The organism is Mycobacterium sp. NGS58 (assembly GCF_059812385.1).
This window is the reverse complement of sequence record NZ_JCALCO010000004.1, coordinates 53,892-80,081: the sequence shown is the minus strand read 5'-3', so window position 1 is coordinate 80,081 and position 26,190 is coordinate 53,892. Positions and strand designations below refer to the sequence as shown.

The 26,190-nt window shown below is 68.1% G+C and carries 23 protein-coding genes; 11 read left to right on the top strand and 12 right to left on the bottom strand.

Features of this window, described 5'->3' with window-relative positions; genetic code table 11:
* Positions 1-85: 85 nt before the first annotated feature.
* The 8 genes from AC5Y4H_RS05605 to AC5Y4H_RS05570 all read left to right on the top strand — a co-directional run bounded on the left by AC5Y4H_RS05605 (position 86) and on the right by AC5Y4H_RS05570 (position 10,435).
* Positions 86-1,843, top strand: a complete 1,758-nt coding sequence (locus tag AC5Y4H_RS05605) for a DUF3556 domain-containing protein (RefSeq protein WP_499979287.1) — start codon at positions 86-88, stop codon at positions 1,841-1,843.
* Entirely contained in the window at positions 1,840-3,264 is a 1,425-nt protein-coding gene (locus AC5Y4H_RS05600) for a phytoene desaturase family protein (RefSeq protein WP_499979285.1), read from the top strand. The genes AC5Y4H_RS05605 and AC5Y4H_RS05600 overlap by 4 nt, the downstream gene beginning before the upstream one ends.
* A 119-nt stretch (positions 3,265-3,383) precedes the next feature.
* A complete protein-coding gene (gene gap / locus AC5Y4H_RS05595) occupies positions 3,384-4,403 on the top strand; it encodes a type I glyceraldehyde-3-phosphate dehydrogenase (RefSeq protein ID WP_499979284.1) in 1,020 nt (339 codons plus the stop codon).
* Positions 4,404-4,406: 3 nt separating this feature from the next.
* Positions 4,407-5,636, top strand: coding sequence for a phosphoglycerate kinase (locus AC5Y4H_RS05590; protein ID WP_499979282.1), 1,230 nt, complete (start codon positions 4,407-4,409; stop codon positions 5,634-5,636).
* Between the two features lie 14 nt (positions 5,637-5,650).
* Positions 5,651-6,436 (top strand): triose-phosphate isomerase, encoded by a 786-nt coding sequence (gene tpiA / locus AC5Y4H_RS05585; RefSeq protein WP_499979280.1) that lies wholly within the window; start codon positions 5,651-5,653, stop codon positions 6,434-6,436.
* Between the two features lie 43 nt (positions 6,437-6,479).
* Positions 6,480-6,713 carry a preprotein translocase subunit SecG gene (gene secG / locus AC5Y4H_RS05580; protein WP_064950377.1) on the top strand — a complete coding sequence of 78 codons (234 nt, stop codon included), beginning with the start codon at positions 6,480-6,482 and terminating at the stop codon, positions 6,711-6,713.
* A 53-nt stretch (positions 6,714-6,766) separates the two neighbouring features.
* Positions 6,767-9,574, top strand: coding sequence for a phosphoenolpyruvate carboxylase (gene ppc, locus AC5Y4H_RS05575; RefSeq protein ID WP_499979279.1), 2,808 nt, complete (start codon positions 6,767-6,769; stop codon positions 9,572-9,574).
* 75 nt (positions 9,575-9,649) lie between these two features.
* The gene (locus AC5Y4H_RS05570; RefSeq protein ID WP_499979276.1) at positions 9,650-10,435 is read left to right on the top strand and encodes a bestrophin-like domain; all 786 of its coding nucleotides are present in this window, start codon (positions 9,650-9,652) and stop codon (positions 10,433-10,435) included.
* Between the two features lie 31 nt (positions 10,436-10,466).
* On the opposite strand, the gene AC5Y4H_RS05565 is transcribed toward AC5Y4H_RS05570, so the two are convergent.
* The 7 genes from AC5Y4H_RS05565 to tkt form a co-directional block, all read right to left on the bottom strand.
* Complete coding sequence (locus tag AC5Y4H_RS05565; RefSeq protein WP_499979275.1) at positions 10,467-11,396, bottom strand: histone deacetylase family protein; 930 nt, start codon at positions 11,394-11,396, stop codon at positions 10,467-10,469.
* Between the two features lie 16 nt (positions 11,397-11,412).
* Complete coding sequence (locus AC5Y4H_RS05560; protein ID WP_499979274.1) at positions 11,413-11,811, bottom strand: ATPase; 399 nt, start codon at positions 11,809-11,811, stop codon at positions 11,413-11,415.
* A 94-nt stretch (positions 11,812-11,905) separates the two neighbouring features.
* On the bottom strand, positions 11,906-12,661 hold the full coding sequence (gene pgl, locus AC5Y4H_RS05555) for a 6-phosphogluconolactonase (RefSeq protein WP_499979273.1): 756 nt from the start codon (positions 12,659-12,661) through the stop codon (positions 11,906-11,908).
* Complete coding sequence (opcA, locus tag AC5Y4H_RS05550) at positions 12,658-13,569, bottom strand: glucose-6-phosphate dehydrogenase assembly protein OpcA (protein ID WP_499979565.1); 912 nt, start codon at positions 13,567-13,569, stop codon at positions 12,658-12,660. The genes pgl and opcA overlap by 4 nt, the downstream gene beginning before the upstream one ends.
* Entirely contained in the window at positions 13,569-15,113 is a 1,545-nt protein-coding gene (gene zwf / locus AC5Y4H_RS05545) for a glucose-6-phosphate dehydrogenase (RefSeq protein WP_499979271.1), read from the bottom strand. The genes opcA and zwf overlap by 1 nt, the downstream gene beginning before the upstream one ends.
* Positions 15,110-16,231 carry a transaldolase gene (tal, locus tag AC5Y4H_RS05540; RefSeq protein WP_499979270.1) on the bottom strand — a complete coding sequence of 374 codons (1,122 nt, stop codon included), beginning with the start codon at positions 16,229-16,231 and terminating at the stop codon, positions 15,110-15,112. Before tal ends, zwf begins: the two co-directional genes overlap by 4 nt.
* A 16-nt stretch (positions 16,232-16,247) precedes the next feature.
* Complete coding sequence (tkt, locus tag AC5Y4H_RS05535; protein ID WP_499979268.1) at positions 16,248-18,347, bottom strand: transketolase; 2,100 nt, start codon at positions 18,345-18,347, stop codon at positions 16,248-16,250.
* A 254-nt stretch (positions 18,348-18,601) separates the two neighbouring features.
* Here tkt and AC5Y4H_RS05530 point away from each other — a divergent pair, with 254 nt between their 5' ends.
* Both AC5Y4H_RS05530 and AC5Y4H_RS05525 read left to right on the top strand, forming a co-directional pair.
* Entirely contained in the window at positions 18,602-19,585 is a 984-nt protein-coding gene (locus tag AC5Y4H_RS05530) for a heme o synthase (RefSeq protein ID WP_499979266.1), read from the top strand.
* A gap of 101 nt (positions 19,586-19,686) precedes the next feature.
* A complete protein-coding gene (locus tag AC5Y4H_RS05525) occupies positions 19,687-20,088 on the top strand; it encodes a hypothetical protein (RefSeq protein WP_499979265.1) in 402 nt (133 codons plus the stop codon).
* Positions 20,089-20,099: 11 nt separating this feature from the next.
* Here AC5Y4H_RS05525 and AC5Y4H_RS05520 read toward each other — a convergent pair whose 3' ends face one another.
* Complete coding sequence (locus AC5Y4H_RS05520; RefSeq protein WP_499979264.1) at positions 20,100-21,074, bottom strand: quinone oxidoreductase family protein; 975 nt, start codon at positions 21,072-21,074, stop codon at positions 20,100-20,102.
* A gap of 19 nt (positions 21,075-21,093) precedes the next feature.
* Here AC5Y4H_RS05520 and AC5Y4H_RS05515 point away from each other — a divergent pair, with 19 nt between their 5' ends.
* Positions 21,094-21,762: a DcsG N-terminal domain-containing protein gene (locus AC5Y4H_RS05515; protein WP_499979262.1), complete on the top strand. Its 669-nt coding sequence runs from the start codon at positions 21,094-21,096 to the stop codon at positions 21,760-21,762.
* On the opposite strand, the gene AC5Y4H_RS05510 is transcribed toward AC5Y4H_RS05515, so the two are convergent.
* The 4 genes from AC5Y4H_RS05510 to mptB all read right to left on the bottom strand — a co-directional run bounded on the left by AC5Y4H_RS05510 (position 21,712) and on the right by mptB (position 26,169).
* Positions 21,712-22,653: a COX15/CtaA family protein gene (locus AC5Y4H_RS05510; protein WP_499979564.1), complete on the bottom strand. Its 942-nt coding sequence runs from the start codon at positions 22,651-22,653 to the stop codon at positions 21,712-21,714. The two genes, AC5Y4H_RS05515 and AC5Y4H_RS05510, sit on opposite strands and share 51 nt — an antisense overlap.
* Before the next feature lie 65 nt (positions 22,654-22,718).
* Positions 22,719-23,510: an ABC transporter permease gene (locus tag AC5Y4H_RS05505; protein WP_499979261.1), complete on the bottom strand. Its 792-nt coding sequence runs from the start codon at positions 23,508-23,510 to the stop codon at positions 22,719-22,721.
* Positions 23,507-24,430: an ABC transporter ATP-binding protein gene (locus AC5Y4H_RS05500; protein WP_499979562.1), complete on the bottom strand. Its 924-nt coding sequence runs from the start codon at positions 24,428-24,430 to the stop codon at positions 23,507-23,509. The genes AC5Y4H_RS05505 and AC5Y4H_RS05500 overlap by 4 nt, the downstream gene beginning before the upstream one ends.
* Positions 24,431-24,462: 32 nt before the next feature.
* Positions 24,463-26,169: a polyprenol phosphomannose-dependent alpha 1,6 mannosyltransferase MptB gene (gene mptB / locus AC5Y4H_RS05495; RefSeq protein ID WP_499979259.1), complete on the bottom strand. Its 1,707-nt coding sequence runs from the start codon at positions 26,167-26,169 to the stop codon at positions 24,463-24,465.
* Positions 26,170-26,190 lie beyond the last annotated feature (21 nt).

Sequence of the window (26,190 nt, the reverse complement as noted above, 5' to 3'; positions counted from 1 at the left end):
CGGCACGGGCAAATCGGCCCGCCCGCATGGTGATGCCGATACATTTTATGGGCCAGCTGGTTTCTAGACAGGAACGAGGCCGCCCATGGGATTCATGGCTCCGCAACTTCCGGACGTCGATCACGAAACCTGGCCGACCCTGCCCCGGGCCATCCGACTGCAAGTGGTGACGCGGCACTGGGCGGAGCACGGCTTCGGGACGCCGTACGCGGTGTATCTGCTGTACCTGCTCAAGATTCTGCTTTACATCGCGGCGCCCGCCGCCATCATCTCGCTGACCCCCGGCTTCGGCGGGCTGAGCCGCATCGGCGACTGGTGGACGCAACCCATCGTGTACCAGAAGGTCGTCGTCTTTACGCTGCTGTTCGAGGTCATCGGCCTGGGCTGCGGATCCGGGCCGCTGACCGGGCGGTTCATGCCTCCGATCGGAGGCATCCTTTACTGGTTGCGGCCCAACACGATTCGTTTGCCGGCCTGGCCAGGCAAGGTTCCCTTCACCAGCGGCGACAGCCGTACCGTCGTCGACGTCGCACTGTATGCCGTCGTGCTGGCCGGTGGGGTATGGGCACTGCTGTCACCCGGTCACGGCGGGCCGGTCACCGCCACCGGCGACGTCGGCCTGATCGACCCCGTCCGAATCATCCCGACGATCGTCGCCCTGGCGCTGCTGGGTCTGCGCGACAAGACGATCTTCTTGGCCGCCCGCGGCGAGCACTATTGGCTGAAGCTGTTCGTGTTCTTCTTCCCGTTCACCGACCAGATCGCGGCCTTCAAGATCATCATGCTGTGCCTGTGGTGGGGGGCGGCGACCTCCAAGCTCAACCACCACTTCCCCTACGTGGTCGCGGTGATGACGAGCAACAACGCGCTGCTGCGGCCCAAGCTGTTCGCCCCGATCAAGCACCTGCTCTACCGCGACCACGTCAACGACCTAAGGCCCACGTGGTTGCCGAAGTTGATGGCTCATGTCGGTGGCACGACAGCGGAATTCATCGTTCCCACGGTTCTGGTGTTCTTCGCAGGCGATCAACCGTGGCGGTGGTTCCTGATCGGGTTCATGGTGGTCTTCCACCTCAACATCATTTCCAACCTCCCGATGGGAGTGCCGTTGGAGTGGAACGTGTTCTTCATCTTCTCGCTGTTCTACCTGTTCGGGCATTACGGCGGGATTCGTGCTACCGACCTTTCCTCGCCGCTGCTGCTGACGCTCGTGGTGGTCGTGGTGGCGATCGTGATCGCGGGAAACATGTTCCCCGAGAAGATTTCGTTCCTGCCTGCCATGCGCTACTACGCCGGCAACTGGGCCACCAGCCTGTGGTGCTTCCGGGCGGGCTCCGAGGAAAAGGCGGACGCCGAGATCGTCAAAAGCTCCGCGCTCGTGGTCAATCAGCTGGCCCGGCTCTACGACCCGGAAACCGCCGAGATCATGGCGGACAAGGTAGCGGCGTTCCGCGCGATGCATATTCACGGCCGGGCGCTCAATGGCCTGTTGCCGCGGGCGATCGGCAACGAGGCCGACTACAAGGTGCGCGAGGGCGAGATCGTGGCCGGGCCCCTGGTCGGGTGGAACTTCGGTGAAGGCCATTTGCACAACGAGCAGCTGCTCGAGGCGGTACAGCGGCGCTGCAACTTCGAGGACGGCGACCTTCGCGTGATCGTCCTCGAGGGTCAACCGATCCATATCCAAAAGCAGTGGTACCGCATCCTGGACGCCAAGACCGGATTGATCGAGGCGGGCTACGTCACCATCGAGGACATGGCGTCGCGTCAGCCGTGGCCCGAGCCGGGTGACGAATTTCCGGTTCACCTCACCACGCAACCCGTCGTTCACGGAGAGTCGTGACGACGGCGGTGGTGGTCGGTGCCGGGCCCAACGGCCTGGCCGCCGCGCTCCGGCTGGCCCGGGAAGGCATCGACGTCCAGGTGCTGGAGGCGCGCGAGACCGTCGGTGGCGGGGCACGCTCCGGTGAGCTGACGGTGCCCGGCGTCATCCACGACCACTGCTCGGCGTTTCACCCGCTGGGTATCGGTTCGCCGTTCTGGAAGCAGGTGGACCTGCAGCGCTACGGGCTGGCGTGGAAGTGGCCGGAGGTCGATTGCGCGCACCCACTCGACGACGGGACCGCCGGCGTGCTGTACCAGTCCCTCGATGAGACGACGGCCGGCATGGGACCCGACGCCTCCCGGTGGCGCCGCGCGGTCGGGGACCTTGCGGCCGGATTCGATGCCCTGGCCGAAGACCTGCTGCGTCCCGTGATCAACATTCCGCGTCACCCGGTTCGCCTCGCCGCCTTCGGGCCGCGCGCAGTGCTGCCGGCCACCGTGATGGCCCGGTGGTTCCGTACCGAGCAGGTGCGCGCGCTGTTCGGCGGATCGGCCGCGCACGTCTACACCCGCCTGGACCGCCCGCTCACCGCGTCGCTCGGGCTGATGATCCTGGCCAGCGGCCACCGATATGGGTGGCCGGTCGCCGAGGGAGGATCGGGTTCGATCACCAAGGCGCTCACCGCCGCCCTCGACAAGCACGGCGGGGCCGTGACCACCGGAGTGACGGTCACCCGCCGCGATGACATTCCCGACGCCGACATCGTCATGCTCGACCTGACTCCGGCCGCGACGCTGAAGATCTACGGCGACGCCATGCCCGGGCGCATCAAACGCTCGTATGCGCGCTACCGCCAGGGCTCCTCGGCGTTCAAAGTCGACTTCGCCATCGAGGGCGACATCCCGTGGACCAACGCCGACTGCGGCCGAGCCGGCACCGTCCATCTGGGCGGCACGTTCGCCGAGGTCGCCGACACCGAACGTCAACGCGCGCAAGGCAAGATGGTGCGGCGGCCCTTTGTGCTCGTCGGGCAGCAATACCTGGCCGATCCCTCCCGGTCGGCGGGCGGCATCAATCCGATCTGGGCTTACGCGCACGTGCCGTTCGGCTACACCGGCGACGCCACCGGGGCGGTGGTCGACCAGATCGAGCGATTCGCGCCGGGATTCCGCGACCGAGTGGTGGCGACCGTCAGCAAGGGCACCGCGGACCTGGAGGCCTATAACCCCAACTTCATCGGCGGCGACATCATCGGCGGCGCCAACGACAGGCTCCAGGTGATGTTGCGGCCGCGCATCTCCGTCAACCCGTACGCCACCGGGGTGCCGGGCGTCTACCTGTGTTCGCAGTCCACGCCGCCGGGAGCGGGCATCCATGGCCTGTGCGGGTACTACGCCGCCGAGGCGGCGCTGGGCTGGCTGCGCGAGCGCCGTCGATAGCCCCGGCCGCGTGTGGTCGACGTCACGGGTGATGTACCGGCGCGGCAACGGAAGGCGTCACTGATCTAGGCTGGCGACGAGCGCAGATCAGCGGACGCAGGAAAGACAGGGAGAGACAAGTGACGGTCCGAGTAGGTATCAACGGCTTCGGTCGAATCGGGCGGAACTTCTACCGGGCCCTACTGGCTCAACAGGAGCAGGGCACCGCTGACATCGAGGTGGTCGCGGTCAACGACCTCACCGACAACGCCAGCCTGGCGCACTTGCTGAAATTCGACTCCATCCTGGGCCGTCTGCCCCAAGACGTCAGCCTCGAGGGTGACGACACGATCGTCGTCGGCAGCAAGAAGATCAAGGCGCTCGAGGTCAAGGAAGGCCCGGCGGCGCTGCCCTGGGGCGACCTGGGCGTCGACGTCGTCGTCGAGTCCACCGGCATCTTCACCAACGCCGCCAAGGCCAAGGGTCACCTGGACGCCGGCGCCAAGAAGGTGATCATCTCCGCGCCCGCCACCGACGAGGACATCACCATCGTGCTGGGCGTCAACGACGACAAGTACGACGGCAGCCAGAACATCATCTCCAACGCCTCGTGCACCACGAACTGCCTGGGCCCGATCGCCAAGGTCCTCAACGACGAATTCGGCATCGTCAAGGGCCTGATGACCACCATCCACGCCTACACCCAGGACCAGAACCTCCAGGACGGGCCGCACAAGGATCTGCGCCGGGCGCGTGCCGCCGCGCTGAACATCGTGCCGACCTCCACCGGCGCCGCCAAGGCCATCGGTCTGGTGCTGCCGGAGCTGAAGGGCAAGCTGGACGGGTACGCGCTGCGGGTGCCGATCCCCACCGGCTCGGTCACCGACCTCACCGCCGAGCTGCGTAAGCCCGCCACCGCCGACGAGATCAACGCCGCGATGAAGGCCGCCGCCGAGGGGCCCATGAAGGGCATCCTGAAGTACTACGACGCGCCGATCGTGTCCAGCGACATCGTCACCGACCCGCACAGCTCGATCTTCGACTCCGGCCTGACGAAGGTGATCGACGACCAGGCCAAGGTGGTGTCCTGGTACGACAACGAATGGGGTTACTCCAACCGCCTCGTCGACTTGGTCGCCCTGGTCGGCAAGTCGCTGTAAACCGTGGCTGTCCACAACCTGAAAGACCTGCTCGCCGAAGGGGTTTCCGGGCGCGGCGTGCTGGTGCGCTCCGACCTGAACGTGCCGCTTGATGACGGCAAGATCACCGACGCCGGCCGCATCACCGCCTCGGTGCCGACGCTGAAGGCGTTGGTGGACGCGGGCGCCAAGGTGGTGATCACCGCACATCTGGGGCGGCCCAAGGGCGGTGCCGACCCGAAGTTGTCGCTGGCGCCCGTCGCCGCGGCGCTCGGTGAGCAGCTCGGCCGGCACGTCCAGCTGGCCGGCGATGTCGTCGGCACCGACGCGCTGGCGCGCTCCGAGGGCCTCACCGACGGCGACGTCCTACTGCTGGAGAACATCCGCTTCGACGCCCGGGAAACGAGCAAGGACGATGGCGAGCGGCTGGCACTGGCCAAGCAGCTAGCCGAGTTGGTCGGGCCGACAGGCGCTTTCGTCTCTGACGGCTTCGGCGTGGTGCACCGCAAGCAGGCCTCCGTGTACGACATCGCCACCCTGCTGCCGCACTACGCCGGCACCCTGGTGGCCGAGGAGATCGGCGTGCTGGAGCAATTGACCAGCTCCACCAAACGCCCCTATGCGGTGGTGCTCGGCGGGTCGAAGGTATCCGACAAGCTCGGCGTCATCGAGTCGCTGGCCACCAAGGCCGACAGCATCGTCATCGGCGGCGGCATGTGCTTCACTTTCCTTGCCGCTCAAGGCCTCTCGGTAGGCACCTCACTGCTGGAAACCGAGATGATCGACACCTGCCGGCGGTTGCTCGACACCTACGGCGACGTGCTGCGCCTGCCGGTGGACATAGTGGTGGCCGACGAGTTCGCCGCCGATTCGCCGTCGAAGAGTGTTCCCGCATACCGCATCCCGAACGACAAGATGGGGCTGGATATCGGTGTGGGTTCGGTGACGCGGTTCACCGCGTTGCTGTCCAACGCCGAGACCATCTTCTGGAACGGCCCGATGGGCGTGTTCGAGTTCCCGGCGTTCGCCGCGGGCACCAAGGGCGTCGCCGAGGCAATCGCCGCGGCGACCCGCAAGGGCGCCTTCAGCGTGGTCGGCGGCGGGGACTCCGCGGCCGCGGTGCGCGCGCTGGGCATCCCGGAGGGCGACTTCTCGCACATCTCCACCGGCGGGGGAGCGTCGCTGGAATACCTTGAGGGCAAGACGCTTCCGGGTATCGAGGTGTTGGCCCGACCCCAGCCCGACCACAACTAGGGAGGCCCAGAGCCGTGAGCCGCAAGCCGCTGATCGCCGGCAACTGGAAGATGAACCTCAACCACTTCGAGGCCATCGCGCTGGTGCAAAAGATCGCATTCGCCTTGCCCGACAAGTACTACGACAAGGTTGACGTGACGGTTCTGCCGCCGTTCACCGATCTGCGCAGCGTGCAGACCCTGGTCGACGGCGACAAGCTGCGGTTGACCTACGGCGGGCAGGACTTGTCCCAGCACGACTCGGGCGCCTACACCGGCGACGTCAGCGGCGCCTTCCTGGCCAAGCTGGGCTGCACATTCGTCGTCGTCGGGCACTCCGAGCGGCGGAGCTACCACCACGAGGACGACGCGCTGGTGGCCGCCAAGACGGCGGCGGCGCTCAAGCACGAATTGACCCCGATCGTCTGCATCGGTGAGCACCTCGACGTCCGCGAGGCGGGGAATCACGTCGGCCACTGCGAGGAGCAGTTGCGCGGCTCGCTGGCCGGGCTGTCCGCCGAACAGATCGGCAAGGTCGTCATCGCCTACGAACCGGTGTGGGCCATCGGCACCGGGCGGGTGGCCAGCGCGCGCGACGCCCAGGAGGTGTGCGCGGCGATCCGCAAGGAACTGGGCGTGTTGGCCTCACCGCAGGTCGCGGAGGGCGTGCGCGTGCTCTACGGCGGATCGGTGAACGCCAAGAACGTCGGCGAACTGGTCGGCTGCGACGACATCGACGGCGGTTTGGTCGGGGGCGCGTCGCTGGATGGGGAGCAGTTCGCCACGCTGGCGGCGATCGCCGCCGGTGGGCCTCTTCCGTAGGGCGCTGCCCTGATAACGACTCCGCCCCGGTAGGCTGGCCGTCATGCAGTTGGCTTTGCAGATCACCCTGGTCGTCACCAGCATCCTGGTGGTGCTGCTGGTGCTGCTGCACCGCGCCAAGGGTGGCGGCCTGTCCACGCTGTTCGGTGGCGGCGTGCAGTCCAGCCTGTCGGGCTCCACCGTGGTGGAGAAGAACCTGGACCGGCTGACGTATTTCATCACCGCCATCTGGCTGGTGTGCATCGTCGCCATGGCGCTGTTGATCAAATACCGCTGACGGCCGATCACCTCGACGGGCGGACGGTGACATCCGCATCGATACTGGGTCACATGGTTGAGGCTTCCGAGAGCACGCTGGAACCGATTGGCGCCGTGCAGCGCACCCCGGTGGGTCGTGAGGCGACGGAGCCCATGCGGGCCGACATCAGGCTGCTGGGCGCCATTTTGGGCGACACCGTGCGCGAGCAGAGCGGGCAGGAGGTGTTCGAACTCGTCGAGCGGGCCCGTGTGGAATCGTTTCGGGTGCGGCGCTCCGAGATCGACCGGGCCGAGTTGGCGCGGATGTTTGACGGCATCGACATTCATCGGGCCATCCCGGTCATCCGGGCGTTCAGCCACTTCGCGTTGCTCGCCAACGTCGCCGAGGACATCCATCGCGAGCGGCGCAGGGCGATTCACATCGCCGCCGGCGAAGCGCCGCAGGACAGCAGCCTGGCCGCGACCTATGCCAAACTCGACCGGGCGCAGCTGGATTCGGACTCCGTCGCCGACGCACTGAAGGGCGCGGTGGTGGCTCCCGTGATCACCGCGCACCCCACCGAGACTCGCCGGCGCACTGTCTTCGTCACCCAGCACCGGATCACCGAACTGATGCGGCTGCGGGCCGAGGGACACAAGGAGACCGACGAGGGCCGCAACATCGAACTCGAGCTGCGCCGCCAGGTCCTGACGCTGTGGCAGACGGCGCTGATCCGGTTGTCCCGCCTGCAGATCACCGACGAGATCGAGGTGGGGCTGCGCTATTACGCCGCCGCGTTCTTCCACGTGGTCCCGCAGGTCAATGCCCAGGTGCGCGACGCGCTGCGGACCCGCTGGCCCGACGCCGGCCTGCTGAACCAGCCGATCGTGCAGCCCGGGTCCTGGATTGGCGGTGACCGCGACGGCAATCCGAACGTGACGGCCGACGTGGTGCGTCAGGCCACCGGCAACGCCGCGTTCACCGCGCTGGCGCACTACCTGGCCGAGCTGACCGCCCTGGAACAGGAGCTGTCGATGTCGGCGCGCCTGGTGGCGATCACTCCCGAATTGAGCGAGCTGGCAGACGGTTGTGCCGAGAAAGCCCGCGCCGACGAGCCGTATCGGCGCGCGGTGCGGGTGATCCGCGCCCGCCTGACCGCGACGGGCGCCGAGATCCTGGACCGGCGACCGCAGCACGAGCTGGACCTCGGTTTGACGCCATACGTCTCGCCGGCCGAACTGCAGGCCGACCTGGACACCATCGATGCGTCGCTGCGCGCGCACGGTAGCGCACTGCTGGCCGACGATCGCCTGGCGCTGCTGCGAGAAGGTGTGCGGGTCTTCGGGTTTCATCTGTCCGGCCTGGACATGCGGCAGAACTCCGACGTGCACGAGGAAGTGGTCGCCGAGCTGCTGGCCTGGGCGGGGGTGCATCCCGATTACGGTTCGCTGTCCGAAGACGAGCGCGTCGAGCTGTTGGCCGCCGAGCTCGGCACCCGCCGTCCGCTGGTCGGCGACCGGGCGGAACTGTCCGAGCTGGCCCACAAAGAGCTGGGCGTGGTCCGCGCGGCCGCACACGCGATCGAGCGCTACGGGCCCTCCGCCGTGCCGAACTACGTGATCTCCATGTGTCGATCGGTTTCCGACGTCCTGGAGGCCGCGATCCTGCTCAAGGAGGCGGGCCTGATCGACACGTCCCGGGACGCGCCGTACTGCCCGGTGGGCATCTCACCGCTGTTCGAGACCATCGACGACCTGCGCAACGGCGCGACGATCCTGCACGCGATGCTCGAACTCCCGATCTATCGCGCGCTGGTGGCCGCGCGCGACGACAGCCAGGAAGTGATGCTGGGCTATTCCGACTCCAATAAGGACGGCGGGTACCTGGCCTCCAGTTGGGCGGTGTACCGAGCCGAGCTGGCCCTGGTGGAGGTGGCGCGCAAGACCGGGATCCGGTTGCGCCTCTTCCACGGCCGCGGCGGCACCGTCGGCCGCGGTGGCGGGCCGAGCTACGAAGCCATCCTGGCGCAGCCGCCCGGGGCGGTGAACGGTTCGCTGCGGCTCACCGAACAGGGCGAGGTGATCGCCGCGAAATACGCCGAACCGCAAGCGGCGCAACGCAATCTGGAGACATTGCTGGCCGCCACGCTGGAGTCCACGCTGCTGGATGTGGAGGGACTCGGCGATGCCGCGGAACCGGCGTATGCGGTGCTCGACGAGGTGGCCGAGCTGGCGCAGCATGCCTATGCCGAATTGGTGCACGAGACACCGGGTTTCGTCGACTACTTCATGGCCTCCACGCCGGTCAGCGAGATCGGGTCGCTGAACATCGGCAGCCGGCCCACCTCGCGCAAACCCACCGAATCCATCTCGGACCTGCGCGCCATCCCGTGGGTGCTGGCGTGGAGCCAGTCGCGCGTCATGCTGCCCGGCTGGTACGGCACGGGGTCGGCGTTCGAGCAATGGATCGCGGCGGGCCCGGAAAGCGAAAGCGAGCGGGTGGAAGTCCTGCACGACTTGTACCAGCGCTGGCCGTTTTTCCGCAGCGTGCTGTCGAATCTGGCCCAGGTGCTGGCCAAGAGCGACCTCGGCCTGGCGGCGCGCTACGCCGAACTGGTGGACGACGAGGAATTGCGGAACCGCGTCTTCGATAAGATCGCCGACGAGCACCGGCGAACCATTGCGATGCACAAGCTCATCACCGGCCAGGACAACCTGCTCGCCGACAACCCGGCGCTGGCGCGTTCGGTGTTCAACCGCTTCCCGTACCTCGAGCCGCTCAATCACCTGCAGGTGGAGTTGCTTCGCCGCTACCGTTCCGGCGATGACGATGAGCTGGTGCAGCGCGGCATTTTGCTGACGATGAACGGGCTGGCGAGCGCGCTGCGAAACAGCGGCTGATTACCCGCGATTCGGTCACCGGGCCGGGCCGCTCGCGAATACCCTGGATCGACGCCACGCCGACCGAGGAGACCAGTGAACGGATCCGGACTACCCCTGTGGCTATTTCTGGTTTCGGTTGTGGCGGTCGCGATCGCGATCGCGGTGGGCTCCATCTGGCTGGGCAACCGCGTCCTGCGACGGTACGACAGTGAGCAGAATCCGCCGATCGCGTCGTTCCTCACCGTCGTCGGATTCATCTACGGTGCTCTGCTGGGCTTTACCGTGGTGGCCACCTGGGAGCACTTCTCGTCGACTCAGGTCGTCGTGTCCGGCGAGGCGTCGGCCCTGACGACGATGTATCGGCAGACCGTCGCGATGCCCGAGCCCGAGCGCACCGAGGTTCAGGAGTTGTTGCGCAAGTACGCCGGCGCGGTGGCCGGCCCGGAGTGGAACAAACAGCACAACGACGGCGCGCGCGCCGCGATCACCAGGATGTATCGCACCGTGGGCCGCCAGCAGCCCAACGTCGCGGCCAAGCCGATCAATCAGCAATTCCTCAACCAGCTGAGCGAGCTGGCGTCCGACCGGAACGAGCGGATCGTGGGCACCAAGCCCCGGATACCCGCCCTGATGTGGGCGGGCCTCATCTTCGGTGCGGTTGTGCTGGTTGCGTTTACGGGTTTCCTGCGCATGGGCAGCACCGTCGGTCACGTCATCGTGTCGAGTACGGTCGCGGTTCTGTTGGGCCTGCTGCTGTGCGTCGTGTTCCAGCTCGACCACTCGTATGCGACCGATCAACGGATTACGTCGGGGCCGTTTCAGCACGCTTTGGACATCTTCGATTCCGTCGACAACGACAGCCGATATTTTCCGCGCTGAGCGTTGACGTTGCGGGCCGAAACGAGTTGGCTCAGCCCTTCAGCAACTCGCCGACGTGCGCGGTGACCGAATCGGTGAGGCCTTGCAGGTCGTAGCCGCCTTCGAGCACCGCCACCAGCCGGCCGTCGCACAGCTTTTCGGCCGACGTCATCAACTCCCTTGTGACCCAGGCGAAGTCGGCGGCCGTCATGGTCAGTGAGCCGAGCGGGTCACGTTCGTGGGCGTCGAAACCGGCCGACACGATGATCAGCTCGGGCGAAAATGCCTGCAGCGCAGGCATGATCCGGTCCTGGAATGCCGCGCGCAGTTCGGCGCCGCCATCACCGGGAGCCAGCGGCGAATTGAAGATGTTGCCGACGCCGGTTTCCCGCACCGCACCGGTCCCGGGAAACAGCGGCATCTGATGCGTGGACGCGTAGAGCACACTCGGGTCGGAGTAGAAGATCTGCTGGGTGCCGTTGCCGTGGTGGACGTCGAAATCGACGATCGCGACGCGTGCCAGCCCATGTTTGCGCTGCGCATGACGCGCGCCGATGCTGATGTTGTTGAACAGGCAGAAGCCCATGGCGCGTTCGGTCTCGGCGTGATGGCCCGGCGGGCGGCTCGCGACGAACGCGTTCTGCGCGTCACCGGCCAGTACCCGGTCCACGGCCTGCAGCGTCGCACCCACCCCGCGCAGCGCCGTCTCCCAGGACGAGGGCTCCATCATGGTGTCGCCGCCGTCGAGGTAGACGTACCCGTCCTCGGGACGCGCGGCTTCCAGTGCGTCCACGTAGCGGTTGGAGTGCACGTAGCGCGTCGTCGCGAGGTCGGCCGGCTCGGCCTCCTCGCGCACCAGGGCATCGAACCGCGGCCGGCTCAGCGCCGCTTCCACCGCGCGGTAGCGGTCCGGCCGTTCCGGGTGGCCTGGAGCGGTCCGATGGGCGGCGAAGGCGGGGTGGTGCAGCAGCAACGTGGCCATCGGAATCCTTGACCGCCTAGTGCACGGTTCGGTTGCGCAGCCTGTCCACCAAGCCGCGCACGGCGTGCTCGGTGACCGCCAGCGGAGAGATCATGGTCTCGCCCACCCGCACCATGTCGTCGACCCGCGCGACGATGGCCTCCACCGGTTCGACCAGCGCGATCAGCCGCTTGGCCAGGTCGTCCAGGCTGGCCATGGTGCCATCCAGGTGGTCCAGCCCGGTTTCCAGGCGTTCGACCGTGGCGTTCAGGCTGGACAGTGAACTGCTGAGCTCCTTCATGGTGGTGCTCAAACCGTCGAGGACGTCTTCGACCTGCTCCACCGTTTTGTCGGCGTTCAGCGCGGCCTGGGTGAGCGTTTTGATCCGGCTTCGCTCTTGCCCTCCGCGCACGGTTCTGTCTGCCATGTCCGTCATTATGACCCGGCCCGGGCCCGCGGGAACCCGAAGGGATCGACGAGCTCGAAAGCGCTGGCGAATCGCGCGAGCGGGTCGCCGGGCCGGACGCCGGTCAGTCGCGCTCTGAAGAGCGCGACGGCAGCTTGGCCGCGGCGTCCTCGTCGAGCAGCCACAGCGTGGTGTCCCGCCCGACCGCCCCGGCCGCCGGCACCGAGACGGGTGCGGCGCCACCGATCGCGGCCGCCACCGCATCCGCCTTGCCGCCGCCGGAGACCATCAGCCAAACCTCGCGGGACCGGGTAACGGCGGGCAGCGTCAAGGTGATTCGCTGCGGCGGCGGTTTGGGGGAGTCGTCGACCGACACCACCATGCGGGTGGTTTCGAGCACGGCCGGGGTGTCGGGGAACAGCGAGTTGATGTGGCCCTCGGGGCCCATCCCCAGCAGGTGCACGTCGAAATTCGGAACCGGTTCGCCGGGCGGGGCATTGGCCGCGAGCAGCTGCTCGTAGGCCAGCGCCGCCGCGGCGAGATCACTGCCGAATTCCCCGTCGCTGGCCGGCATCGGATGCACCTGGCTGGACGGGATGTCGACGTGGGAGAGCAACGCGGCCCGTGCCTGCTTGTCGTTGCGCTCGTCGTCGTCCTCGGGGACGTAGCGTTCGTCGCCCCAGAACAGATGCACGGATGCCCAGTCGATCTCCCGTCCCACCAACGACTGCAGCAGCCCGATGCCGTTGCCGCCGCCGGTCAGCACGACGAGCGCTCGGCCGCGCGCCGCCACGGCGTTGGCGATGGTGTCGGTCAGTCGCGCTGCGGCGGCGTCGACCATGGTCTGGCTGTCCGGGAAAATTTCGATGCTGGTGCTCACACGTACTGCACTTTCTCAATGCCTTCGAGCGCTGATTGGTATATCTCGTCGGGATCCAGTCGGCGCAGGTCTTCGGCGAGGCACTCACCGGTTTCCCTGCGCGCCAACGGGAGCAGGGCGTCCGGCCGGGCCGTCCGGCTCAACGTGGCCGTCCTTCCTTCCTGCGGCCGGCTCAAGACGATGGTCTCGCTCTTGCGTACCAGTTCGATCTTGAGCTCGCCGACGGCCCGGCGCACCGGGCCGTCGATGCGGCTGGCCAGCCACCCCGCCAGGACGTCCAGGGCGGGCTCGGTCCCCAGGCCCGACACCAGCGCCGACTCGATGGGTTCGTGCGGCGTCAGATCCACGGCCGAGGTGAGCAGCGCCCGCCAATAGGTGATGCGCGCCCAGGCGAGGTCGGTGTCACCCGCGGTGTATCCCGGCAGCCGGCTCTTGATGGCGGCCAACGGCTCAACCCCGTTGGTCGCGTCGGTGATGCGTCGAATAGCCAACCGGCCCAACGGATCCTGCGCCGGGACCGCCGGCGCGACGTCGGGCCACCAGACCACCACCGGGATGTCGGGTAACAGGAAGGGGGTCACCACGCTGGCGGCGTGCCCGGACAGCGGCCCGGACAGCGAAAGCACCACGACTTCGCTCGCGCCGGTGTCACCGCCGGCGCGCAGCTGCGCATCCAGCCGCGGTTTATCCGCGTACGGATCGCCCCTCATCGTCACGATGATCCGGCTGGGGTGCTCACGGCTGGCGTCGTTGGCGGCTGCCAGCGACTCCTCCAAGATCTCTTCGCTGTCCGGCGCGATGATCAGGGTCAGCACCCGGCCCATCGCGACGGCGCCGACCTTTTCCCGCAGTTCGTCGAGCTTCTTGTTGACCGCCGTGGTCGTGGTGTCGGCCATGTCGATGATCATCAGGGCCGCCGCCATTCCCGGCCGGTGCGGCGCAGCATCTCGAAGGCGGAGTCCGGACCCCAGGTGCCCGACTCGTACGGTTCGGGTTTACCGCCGGCCGCCCAGTTGTTGAGGACGGGATCGAGTATGTCCCAAGCCAATTCGACCTCTTCGTTGACCGGGAACAGGGACGGCTCGCCCAGCAGCACGTCAAGGATCAGCTGCTCGTAGGCCTCCGGCGATTCCTCGGCGAACGCCGAGCCGTAGGAGAAGTCCATGTTGACGTCGCGGACCTCCATCGCGGTGCCCGGCACCTTGGAGCCGAACCGCAGCGTGACGCCCTCGTCGGGCTGCACCCGGATCACCATGGCATTGGTACCCAGCTCGTCGGTCATGGTCGCGTCGAACGGCAGGTGCGGCGCCCGCTTGAAGATCAATGCGATCTCGGTCACCCTGCGGCCCAGGCGTTTTCCGGTGCGCAGGTAGAAGGGAACACCGGCCCAGCGGCGGGTGTCCACCTCCAGCGTGATGGCGGCGAACGTCTCGGTGGTCGAGTCCTTGGCGAACCCCTCCTCGTCGAGCAGCCCGACGACCTTCTCGCCGCCCTGCCAGCCCGCGGCGTACTGTCCGCGGCTGGTGGTCTCGTCGAGGGGTTCGGCGAGGTGGGTGGCCGAGAGCACCTTGATCTTCTCGGTCTGCAACGCCGTCGGGTTGAAGCTGACCGGTTCCTCCATCGCGGTGAGCGCAAGCAGCTGCATCAGATGGTTCTGGATCACGTCGCGCGCGGCGCCGATGCCGTCGTAATAGCCGGCGCGACCGCCCAACCCGATGTCCTCGGCCATGGTGATCTGCACGTGGTCGACGTAGTGCGCGTTCCAGATCGGGTCGAACAACTGGTTGGCGAACCGCAGGGCCAGGATGTTGCGGACGGTCTCCTTGCCCAGATAGTGGTCGATGCGAAACACCGCCTCCTCCGGGAAGACGGCGTTGACCGCGTGGTTGAGCGCCTGCGCGCTCTCCAGGTCGTGTCCGAACGGCTTCTCGATGACCACCCGGCTCCACCGCTCGCCCTGCGGACGCGCCAGGCCCGACTTGTGCAACTGCTCGCACACCACCGGGAAGGACTTGGGCGGGATGGCCAGATAGAAGGCGTGGTTGCCGCCGGTGCCGCGCTCGGCGTCGAGTTTGTCCAGGGTCTCGGCGAGCCGGCCGAACGCGTCGTCGTCGTCGAAAGCTCCCGGCACGAAACGGAATCCCTCGGCCAGCCGATCCCAGTTCTCCTGCCGAAAGGGCGTGCGGCAGTGTTCCTTGACGGCCTCGTGTACCACCTTGCCGAAATCCTGGGTGCTCCAGTCCCGGCGGGCGAAGCCCACCAGGGAGAAGCTGGGCGGCAGCAGGCCGCGGTTGGCCAGGTCGTAGATCGCCGGCATGACCTTCTTGCGGGCCAGGTCGCCGGTGACGCCGAAGATCACCATCCCGCACGGTCCCGCGATCCGCGGGAGCCGCTTATCGCGCTTGTCCCGTAACGGGTTATGCCATTGTTGCGCGGTGCGGGCTGGGCTCATGTGGAGGTGGAATCCAGCTGCTTCTGGGTTTCCTCCATCAGCTCGGTCCAGGAATCCACGAACTTCTCCACGCCCTCGTTCTCCAGCACCTTGAAGACGTCGGTGAGGTCGATGCCGACTCCCGAAAGCTTGTCGAACACCTCCTGCGCGGCGTCGGCGGTGCCGGTCACGGTGTCACCCTTGATCTCGCCGTGGTCGGCGACCGCGTCAATCGTCTTCTCCGGCATGGTGTTCACCGTGTTCGGCGCGACCAGTTCGGTGACGTAGAGGGTGTCGGAGTAGTCCGGGTTCTTGACGCCCGTCGACGCCCACAGCGGACGCTGGACGCGGGCCCCGTCGGCCTTGAGCGCCTCGAAGCGATCGCCGCCCTCGAACACCTCCTGGTAGGCCGCGTAAGCCAGGCGGGCGTTGGCCACACCGGCCTGGCCCGCCAGCGCCTTCGCCTCGTCCGAGCCGATCTTCTCGAGCCGCTTGTCCACCTCGGTGTCCACCCTCGACACGAAGAACGAAGCGACGGAATGGATCTTGGACACGTCATGGCCCGCCTCGCGGGCCTTCTCCAGGCCGGCCAGGTAGGCGTCCATCACCTGGCGGTGCCGCTCGACCGAGAAGATGAGCGTGACGTTGACCGAGATCCCTTCGGCCAGAACGGCGGTGATGGCCGGGATGCCGGCCTTGGTGGCCGGGATCTTGATGAACAGGTTCGGGCGGTCGACGATCTTCCACAGCTCGACGGCCTGCGCGACGGTCTTGTCGGTCTCGGCCGCCAGGCGCGGGTCGACCTCGATGGACACCCGGCCGTCCACACCGTCGGACGCCTCCCACTCGCGCTTCAAGACATCGCAGGCGTTGCGGACGTCGTCGGTGGTGACCGTGCGGATCGTGGCGTCGACGTCGGCGCCGCGCTCGGCGAGCTCGGCGATCTGACCGTCGTAGGAATCGCCCTCCGCCAACGCTTTCTGGAAGATCGACGGGTTGGTGGTCACGCCGACGACGCTCCTGGTGTCGATCAGCTCTTGCAGGTTGCCCGACTCCAGTCGCTGGCGCGACAGGTCGTCAAGCCAGACGGATACGCCGGCGGCGGACAGCGCCGCCAGATTCGGGTTCTGAGCGGTCATGTGAATTACCCTTTCCTCAGTTATCCACTACTTCTTCCGCGGCGGCCGCGACGGCTTCGGCGGTGAAGCCGAATTCACGGAATAAGGTCTTGTAGTCGGCCGATTCGCCGTAGTGCTCGATCGAGACGATCTTGCCGGTGTCACCGACCAGCTTGTGCCAGCTCTGCGCGACGCCGGCCTCGACGGCCACCCTGGCCGACACGGTCGGCGGCAGCACGCTGTCGCGGTAGTCATCAGGCTGGGACTCGAACCATTCGACGCACGGCATGGAGACCACCCGCGCCACGATATCCTTATCCGCCAACAACTTCTGTGCCTCAACCGCGAGCTGGACCTCCGAGCCGGTCGCGATCAGCACCACATCGGGGTCTTGGCCCGCTTCCTCGCCGTCCGAGCCCAGGATGTAACCGCCGCGGGCGACACCGTCGGCGTTGGTGCCCTCGAGGGTCGGCACATTCTGGCGGGTCAGGATCAGTCCGACGGGGCCGCTGCCGTTGCCGCGGGCCAGGACGGTCCGCCAGGCATAGGCCGTCTCGTTCGCGTCGGCCGGGCGCACCACCGACAGGTTCGGGATGGCCCGCAGCGCCGCGAGGTGCTCGATCGGCTGGTGCGTCGGGCCGTCCTCGCCCAGACCGATGGAGTCGTGCGTCCACACGTAGATGGTGTCGATGTCCATCAGCGAGGCCAACCGCACCGCCGGCCGCATGTAGTCGGAGAACTGCAGGAAGGTGCCACCGTACGCCCGCGTCGGGCCGTGCAGCACGATGCCGGACAGGATGGCGCCCATCGCGTGTTCGCGAACACCGAAGTGCAGCGTGCGACCGTACCAGTGCGCCGTGTAGTCCTTGGTCGAAATGGACGGCGGGCCAAAGGAATCGGCGCCCTTGATCGTGGTGTTGTTGCTGCCCGCCAGGTCCGCCGAACCGCCCCACAGCTCCGGCAATTTCGGGCCTAGCGCGTTGAGCACCTCGTTGGAGGCCTTGCGAGTGGCGATCGGGTCGGAGCCCGGTTCCCAATGCGGCAGGTCGGCGTCCCAACCGTCCGGCAGCTCCTCGGCGGTCAACCGGTCCAGCAGCGCCTTGCGCTCCGGTTGGCCCTGCGCCCAGGCGTCGAAATCCGCCTGCCATTTCTCGTGGGCTTCCTTGCCGCGGTCCACCAGCTTGCGGGTGTGGGCGATCACCTCGTCGCGCACCTCGAACTTTTTGTCCGGGTCGAAACCGAGGATTTCCTTGACGGCGGCCACTTCCTCGTCGCCCAGTGCCGCGCCGTGCGCCTTACCGGTGTTCATCAGCTTGGGCGCGGGATAGCCGATGATGGTGCGCAACTCGATGAACGACGGGCGGTCGGTGGCCGCCTTGGCGTTGGCGATGGCCTCCTCGATGCCGACTACGTTTTCGCCGCCTTCGACCCTCTGCACGTGCCAGCCGTAGGCCTCGTAGCGCGCGGCGGTGTCCTCGCACAAAGCGATGTTGGTGTCGTCCTCGATCGAGATCTCGTTGTGGTCGTAGAACACGATGAGATTGCCCAGCTGCTGGACCGCCGCCAGCGACGAGGCCTCGGAGGTGACACCCTCTTCGATGTCGCCGTCGGAGGCGATCACGTAGATGAAATGGTCGAACGGGCTGTCGCCCGGGGCGGCGTCGGGATCGAACAGGCCGCGCTCGTAGCGGGCGGCCATCGCCATGCCCACCGCCGAGGCCAGGCCCTGGCCGAGCGGGCCGGTGGTGATCTCAACGCCCTTGGTGTGCCGGAACTCCGGGTGCCCTGGTGTCTTGGATCCCCACGTGCGCAGCGACTCGATGTCGGAGAGCTCCAGGCCGAAACCACCCAGGTACAGCTGCAGGTACAGCGTCAGGCTGCTGTGCCCACAGGACAGGACGAACCGGTCGCGGCCCAACCAGTAGGTGTCGCTGGGGTCGTGGCGCATCGCCCGCTGGAACAAGGTGTAAGCCAGGGGCGCCAGGCTCATCGCCGTCCCGGGATGGCCATTGCCGACCTTCTGCACCGCATCGGCGGCCAGCACCCGAATGGTGTCGACGGCGGCCGAGTCGAGCTCGGACCAGTCGTCGGGAAGGTGCGGTTGGGTCAGCGTGGAGATCTCTTCGAGTGTCGTCACAGACTCTGTCCTTGGGTCATCGAGCTGATCAATCCCACCCTAGTGCGGGAGGGCCGGCTCTTGCAGCGCAGGATTTCGGGTACCCACGGCCGGCAGATGTGAAAATTACGCGCCCGTGGAAAGCGTTTAACATTCAGTTCGGAAATCTGGGAAAAGGCTGCGGAATGGACCCGCGGGCGGGCCATCGCCACAACCCGGTCTACCATCGTGTGTAGTAGATGCTGCGCGCCGCTGCGACCCCGAGGAGTTATTGCGTGAGCGTTCGCGGGCGCGTCGCGCCGAGCCGATTGCCAAGCCGAATACAAGGCACCGCCCGACGACGATCCATTCCGGGTACCGGGATGGTGAGGAGCCGGGCAATTCAGCCGGTGCTGGCTTATCTGGCGCTGACCAAGCCGCGGGTCATCGAGTTGCTGCTCGTCACGGCGATCCCGGCGATGTTGCTGGCCCAGCGCGGCACGGTGAACCCGCTGCTGATCGTCAATACGTTGATCGGCGGGATGCTCGCCGCCGGGGGCGCGAACACCCTCAACTGTGTGGCCGACGCGGACATCGACAAGGTGATGAAGCGGACGGCCCGCCGGCCGCTGGCCCGCGCCGCGGTGCCCACCCGCAACGCCCTGGTGCTCGGCCTGGTGCTGACGGTGGCCTCGTTCTTCTGGCTGTGGTGGACGACGAACCTGCTGTCCGGGCTGCTGGCCCTGGCCACGATCGCGTTCTACGTGTTCGTCTACACGCTGCTGCTCAAGCGCCGCACCTCGCAGAACGTGGTGTGGGGCGGCGCGGCCGGCTGCATGCCGGTGATGATCGGCTGGTCGGCGGTCACCGGCACCATCGGTTGGCCCGCGCTGGTGATGTTCGCCATCATCTTCTTCTGGACGCCGCCGCACACGTGGGCACTGGCGATGCGCTACAAGGACGACTACAAAGCGGCGGGCGTGCCCATGCTGCCGGCCGTGGCGACCGAGCGTCAGGTGACCAAGCAGATTCTGATCTACACCTGGCTGACGGTGCTGGCCACGCTGGCGCTGGCGCTGGCGACGGGCTGGCTGTACGCGGCGGTCGCCGTGGTGGCCGGGGTGTGGTTCCTGGCGATGGCGCACCAGCTGTACGCCGGGGTCCGCGCCGGCGAGCCGGTCAAGCCGTTGCGGTTGTTCCTGCAGTCGAACAACTACCTGGCGGTGGTGTTCTGCGCGTTGGCCGTGGACTCGGCCATCGGCCTGCCGCACCTGTTCTGAGCCGGTCGCCGACTTACCCTCGGCGCCGCCAACGCGTCACCCGGCGAGAGAAGTGATTCCGATTTGGGATCGGTAGCCGGTGCACGGGATCACACTTAGGCATGGCAACTGACCGCATTGTCAGGACATTGATCGCCGGGGCGCTGCTTTCGGCCGGATTGTCGTTCTGCGACACGGGCATCGCCACGGGTATCGCCGAAGCTCAGCCCGGACCGATGCCGCTGGACGCCTGGCCCGGCTGTCCCAACGACCACCCCCAAGGGCCGTGCCGCTGGTGCCCCGGGCAACCGTTGCCGCCGACTGGCAACCATGTCACCAACCCCGTCGTCTGGGACAACAACATCTGCCACACCTACTACTACGTCTGGTTCGGGCAGGGCAACGTCGCTCAGAACATCTGGGACGGCGACAACCCGCCGGCGCCGCCGCCACCACCGCCGCCGGGCCTTATCAACAGAGACAACTGCCAGCAGATTCTCGGAATCTTCTGCCCGCACGCATAGCGGACTCGAAGTTAGGGCAGCAGCACGATCGAGCCCGCGGTCTTGCGGCCCTGCAGATCTTGGTGGGCGCGGGCGGCTTCGGCCAGTGGGTAGCGCCCGCCCACCTCTACGGTGATGTCGCCGCCCGCGATCGCGGCGAACAATTCCTCTGCCCGCCAGCTGAATTCCTGCGCGGTGCGGACGAAATGCGCCAGCGACGGCCGGGTCAAAAACACCGAACCGGCCGCGTTGAGGCGCTGCGGGTCGAACGGCGCAACCGGTCCGCTGGCCGCTCCGAAGAGCGCCAGTGTGCCCCGGACGGCCAGGCTGGCCAGGCTGGCGTCAAAGGTGGCCGCGCCCACGCCGTCATACACCGCGGCCACCCCGGCACCGTCGGTCAAAGAGCGGATCCGCTCGCCGAACGCCGCGGCACCGTCAGGGTAGGGGAGCACCTCGTCGGCGCCCGCCCGGCGGGACAGTCGCTCCTTGTCCGGGGTCGAGACCGTGGTGATCACCCGCGCACCGAGCAGGTGGGCCCACTGCGTCAAGATCAGGCCGACGCCGCCCGCGCCGGCGTGTACCAGCACCGTGTCGCCCGCCTGCACCGGATACACCGACCTCGACAGATAATGGGCCGTCAACCCCTTCAGCAGGGCCGAGGCCGCCACGTCGGCGGTCACGCCGTCGGGTATCTCGGCGGTCAAATGCGCTGGGGCCGTGGCGTATTCGGCATACCCGCCGGATGCCGCGGCGCTGACCACGTGATCGCCGAGGTTGAACCCGTCGACGCCGTCGCCCAGGGCTTCGACGGTGCCGGCCAACTCCGAACCGAGGATGAACGGCAACTCCCGCGGGTACTGCCCGGAGCGGAAATAGGTGTCGATGTAGTTGACGCCGATGGCTTCCGCCTTGATGAGCACCTCACCCGGTCCGGGCGTGGGCGTGGCCGCATCGACGTAGCGCAGCACCCCGGGGCCGCCGGTCTCGCTGACTTCGATTGCGTGCATCTGCTTATCATGCCCGGGCATGAAACTCGCTCGCCCGGACGTCTTCCATCCCCGCATCGTGCTGGCGGGGCCGGGCGGCGATGCGGGCACGACAGCGGACGACGCCGGGCTCCTGCGCGCGCTACGCCTGCGTGGGCTGCACGCGCGCTGGCTGCCCTGGGACGACCCGGCGACCGCCGGCGCGGATCTGGTGATCCTGCGAGCCGCCGCGGGCGACCCGGGTCGGCGCGACGAATTCCTGGCCTGGGCACGACGCATGCGCCACCTGCTCAACCCGCCCGGCGCGGTGGCGTGGAACCTCGGCGAGCGATATTTGCGCGACCTCGAGGACGACGGGGTGCCGACGACGACCGGGCCGCACGCAACGGCCGAGGCGGCGTTGATCTTCCTGGGGGGCGAGCGGTCGCACGCCTGGCCGGTCGAGCCGGAGTTCGAATCGTGGGACCTCGGCCATGCCGCGCTCGCCGCCGCCGCCCGGCGGGCCGGCATCGCCGCGCGGGACCTGCTCTACGCGCGTGCCGACGTGGCCGGCGAACGGCTCGTCGGGCTCGACCTGGTCGCGCCGTCATTGGGCTGGCGCCGGCTTGACGCAGCGGCCCGCGACCTCGCGCAGCGCAGGTTCGCGCTGGCAATGGAGTCAGCTTGCGAGCGCCTCGGGCTTGGCCCGCTCTCGCATCGACGCCCATAGCGCCGCGGTGGCCGCCGTACAGGCCGCGGCCCCGGCCACGTGCAGGGCGACGAGCACGGCCGGAACTCCGGTGTAGTACTGCGCGGTGCCGACCGCGGCCTGGGCGAACACCAGTACCAGCAGCACCGCGAGCCGCAGCACGACGGGTCGGGCGGCACGCACCGCCAGCAGCCCGAAGCCGAGCCCCACCAGTAGCGACAGGTAGGCGATCAGCAGCGACGAGTGCAGGTGTACCAGAGTGTCGACCTCGACCTTTAGCCGCGGCACCGTCCGGGAGGGGCTGCGGTCGCCCGCGTGCGGGCCGGCGGCCGTCACCAGCGTGCCGGTGACCAGCACCGCGGCCAGATTCAGGCCGGACAGCGCGGTCAGGGCGCGCAGCGGCCTGGCAACTCGCTGCCGAACCGCTCCGTCGTCGGGCTCGCCGATCTTCACGTACAGCAGCACCGCCAGCCACACCATCGTCATCGACGTCAGCAGGTGGATGGCCACCGTCCACCACAGCAGCCCGGTGCGCACGGTGATGCCGCCGATCACCGCCTGCACGACGGTGGACACCGGCATCAGCCAGGCATAGACCAGCACCTCGCGTCGCCGCCGGGCCCGGGTCACGGCCAGCACGGCCAGCGCCGCGGTGATCACCACGGCGAAGGTGACCATTCGGTTGCCGAATTCGACGGCCTGGTGGATGCGCGGCACCTCGGCGTGGGCGACCGGGACGAAGCTGCCCGGAAAGCACTGCGGCCAGGTGGGGCAGCCCAGGCCCGAGGCGGTGACGCGCACGATAGCGCCGGTGATGGCGATGCCGCCCTGGGTGAGGATGACGGCTGCGGCGATCAGGCGCTGCACGCCCGGGCTGGGGTTGGGGAGCAGGTCCACCGCGCGCAACAGCATCCGTCCAACCACGGCCCGATCCTAAGGCACCGAAAACTACGACCTGTAGTACGGCTGGCCGGACGTCAGGTAAAGCGGAACCAGCGCAGCGCGCTCGCCGCCCCCACCGCGCCCCACACCACCAGGACGACGATGCCGAACCAGTCCACAGACATGGTCATCGCCTGCGAGAGCGCCTCGGTGAGCGCGCCGGACGGAGTCAGCCGCGCGGCCAGCTTGACCGCCGTCGGGGTTATCCCGGTTTCCAGGGTGAGCGCGCCCAGGCCCGCGAAGACGAACCACATCAGGTTGGCGACCGCGAGCACGATCTCGGCGCGCAGCGTCCCACCGAGCAGCAGGCCCAGCGCCGCGAACACCACGGTGCCCAGCGCGATGACCGCCGCGCCCAGCGTCAGGGCGGCCGGCGCGGGCCGCCAGCCCAGCGCAAAACCGATGGCGCCCAACAGGATTGCCTGCAGGAACACCACGGTCACCACCGCAAGGGACTTTCCCGCGATGATGCCCCACACCGGAAGCGGGGTGGCCCCGAGCCTCTTGAGCGCGCCGTAGCGCCGATCGAAGGCGACCGCGATCGCCTGTCCGGTGAACGCCGTCGAGATCACCGCCAGCGCCATGATGACCGGGGTGAAGGTCGCCGCGCGGTGCTGACCGAACGAGCCGAGCGGCAGCAGCGTGAGCCCCACCAGAAGCGTGATCGGAATGAACATTGTCAGCAGCAGCTGTTCGCCGTTGCGCAGCAGCAGCTTGAGTTCCAAACCGAACTGCGCGGCAAGCATTTTCGGCACCGCGCTGGGTCGCGGATCGGGCGCGAAGGTGCCCGCGGGGAAGGCGTTCGATCCAGTCTCGTTGTCCGTCAAGGCCGTAACTTCCTGCCGGTGAGGTCGAGGAACACATCCTCGAGGCTGCGTTGCTCGACGCGCATGTCGGTGGCCAGGACGTCGATCCGCGCGCACCACGCCGTGACGGTTGCCAGCACCTGGGGGTCGACGTGCCCCTCGACCAGGTACTCACCCGGCGTCACCTCGGTGGCCTTGTAATCCTCGGGCAGCGCCGCAGCCAGCAACGACAGATCGAGGCGCGGCGGCGCGCTGAATCGCAACTGGTCCTTGGCCCCGCTGCGCATCAGCTCCGTGGGCGTGCCGGAGGCCACCGTGGCCCCGTGGTCGATGATCACCAGCCGGTCGGCGAGTTCCTCGGCCTCCTTGAGCTGGTGCGTGGTGAGCACCACGGTCACGCCGTCGCGGCGCAGGGCGTCGATCAGCTCCCAGACCAGCAACCGGGCGTGGGCGTCCATGCCCGCCGTGGGCTCGTCGAGGAACACCAGTTCGGGCCGGCCGACCAGCGCGCACGCCAGCGCCAGCCGCTGCTGCTGGCCACCGGAGAGCCGCCGGTAGGTGGTGCGGGCCGCGTCGGTGAGGCCCAGCGTGTCCAGCAGCCACGCCGGGTCAAGCGGGTCGGCGGCGTAGGCCGCCACCAGGTTCAGCATCTCGCCCGCGCGGGCCGCCGGGTAGCCGCCGCCGCCCTGCAGCATCACCCCGATGCGGGCCCGCAGCCGCGCGTTGTCGGCGATCGGGTCCAGGCCGAGCACCTCGATGGTGCCGGCGTCCGGGCGCACGAAGCCCTCGCACATCTCGACCGTCGTCGTCTTGCCGGCACCGTTGGGGCCGAGCAGGGCCAGCACCTCGGCGGCGTGCACCTCGAGGTCGAGGTTGGAGACGGCCTCGACAGCCGTCGCGCCGGATCCGTATTTCTTGGTGACCCCGCGCAGCCGCACCACTGGGGATTCGCGCGGTTCTGGAAAGGCCGAGCTCACGTGGAATCAGCGTAGGCGTCGCGCGCCGGCGCCGGCTGCGGGGGCGACGGTGTGGCCGGCGCCGCCGCGGTGTCGATGGCGGGCTGGCCGCCGGCCTCGCTGCCCTGTCCCGGTGCGCGGCGCCACGGCAGGCGGGTGTAGGTCAACCCGATCAGCGCGACGACGATGACCGTGCTGGCCAGGGTGGCGTCGATGATCTGGAACAGCGCGAACCGGTCGCCGTTGGCGGTCGGGCCGAAGATCCCGACGACCAGGCTGATGGCGATGGCCGCCACCCGGAAGCCGGTGCGCGTCGCCCAGGCGGCCAGCGGGATGATCGCCCACAGCAGATACCAGGGCTGCACGACGGGGAACAACAGCACCGTGATGCCCAGCGCCACACCCAGCCCGCCGATCGGGTGCAGCCGGCCGCGGAAGACGGCCAGCAGCAACCAGGCCACCATCACCGTGATGATCAGCACGCCGATCGCACGGGTCAGCCCCAGCACCGCGGTGGTGTGATCACCCAGGCCCAGCAGGATGCCCACCTGCCCGGTGCCGAGCGCCAGCAGGGTCGGCGGCGACATCCAGCTCCGCACCACGTTCGCGGTGCCCAGCGTGTAGATCCAGCCGAATCCGAGGCCGCTGGCCCAGCCCACCAGTGCCATCACCGCCAGCGACAACGCCGCCATGCCACCGCCGCTCAGCAGCAGCGCACGCAGGGTCCCGCCGCAGCGGTAGGCCAGCGCCATCGTGACGAAGCCCAGCGCCAGCAGCGACGGGAGCTTCACCTGCGACGACAACACGATCAGCACGGCGCCGGCGACCAGCATCCCCAGCGGCTCCCAGTCCGGGCCCAACCGCTTCCACGACGCGGGCAGCAACCGCGGTGCGTCGACGCCGCGCAACGCGAATTCGGCCCCGGCCAGCATCAGGCCCAGCATCAGCGCCTCGTTGTGCACGCCGGCCACCAGATGCATGATCAGCAGCGGATTGGCCGCCCCGAGCCACAGCGCGCTGACCTCCGCGACGCCGCAGCGCCGGGCCAGCCGGGGGGTCGCCCACACGATCAGTGCCACGCCCAGCAGCTCGACCAGCCGGTGACACAGCACGGCGGCGACGATGTTCTCCCCGGTGATCGCCGAGATGCCGCGCCCGATCCACAAGAACAGCGGGCCGTACGGTGCGGGCGTCTCGCGCCACAGCGTCGGCACCGACAGCGTGAAGATGTGGGACAGGCCGAGCCCCGAGGCCGGGCCCACCCGGTACGGGTCCAGACCTTCCAGCGAGATCTGGCTCTGCGCCAGGTAGGAGTAGACGTCCTTGCTGTACATCGGTGGGGCGATCAACAGCGGCAGCACCCAGAGCAGCAGGGTGCGGTCCAGGTCGCCGCGTGACATCCGCCGGTTTCCCAGGGCGAACCGGCCGAGCATCAACCAGGCCAGCGCCATCATGACGGCGCCGGTAGTCGTCATGGTCAACGACACGGTCTGGATTCGCGACGGCAGGTTGAGCAGCCGGACCCCGAACGTCGGGTCCTGGACGACGGGCCGGGCGCCGGCGCCGAGCGCGCCGATCGCCATCACCACCGTGCCGGTCGCGCCGAACAGGCGGGTGCGGCGCAGCGCGGTGAGCTCGGTATCGTTCAGCGGCGAGCCCACTGCTTGCTCGTCGCCGTGCAGACTCGCGATCGACGAGCTCAGCGTGTGGTGGCGGGCTGCCATCAGAGCAGCCTAACCGCCGGT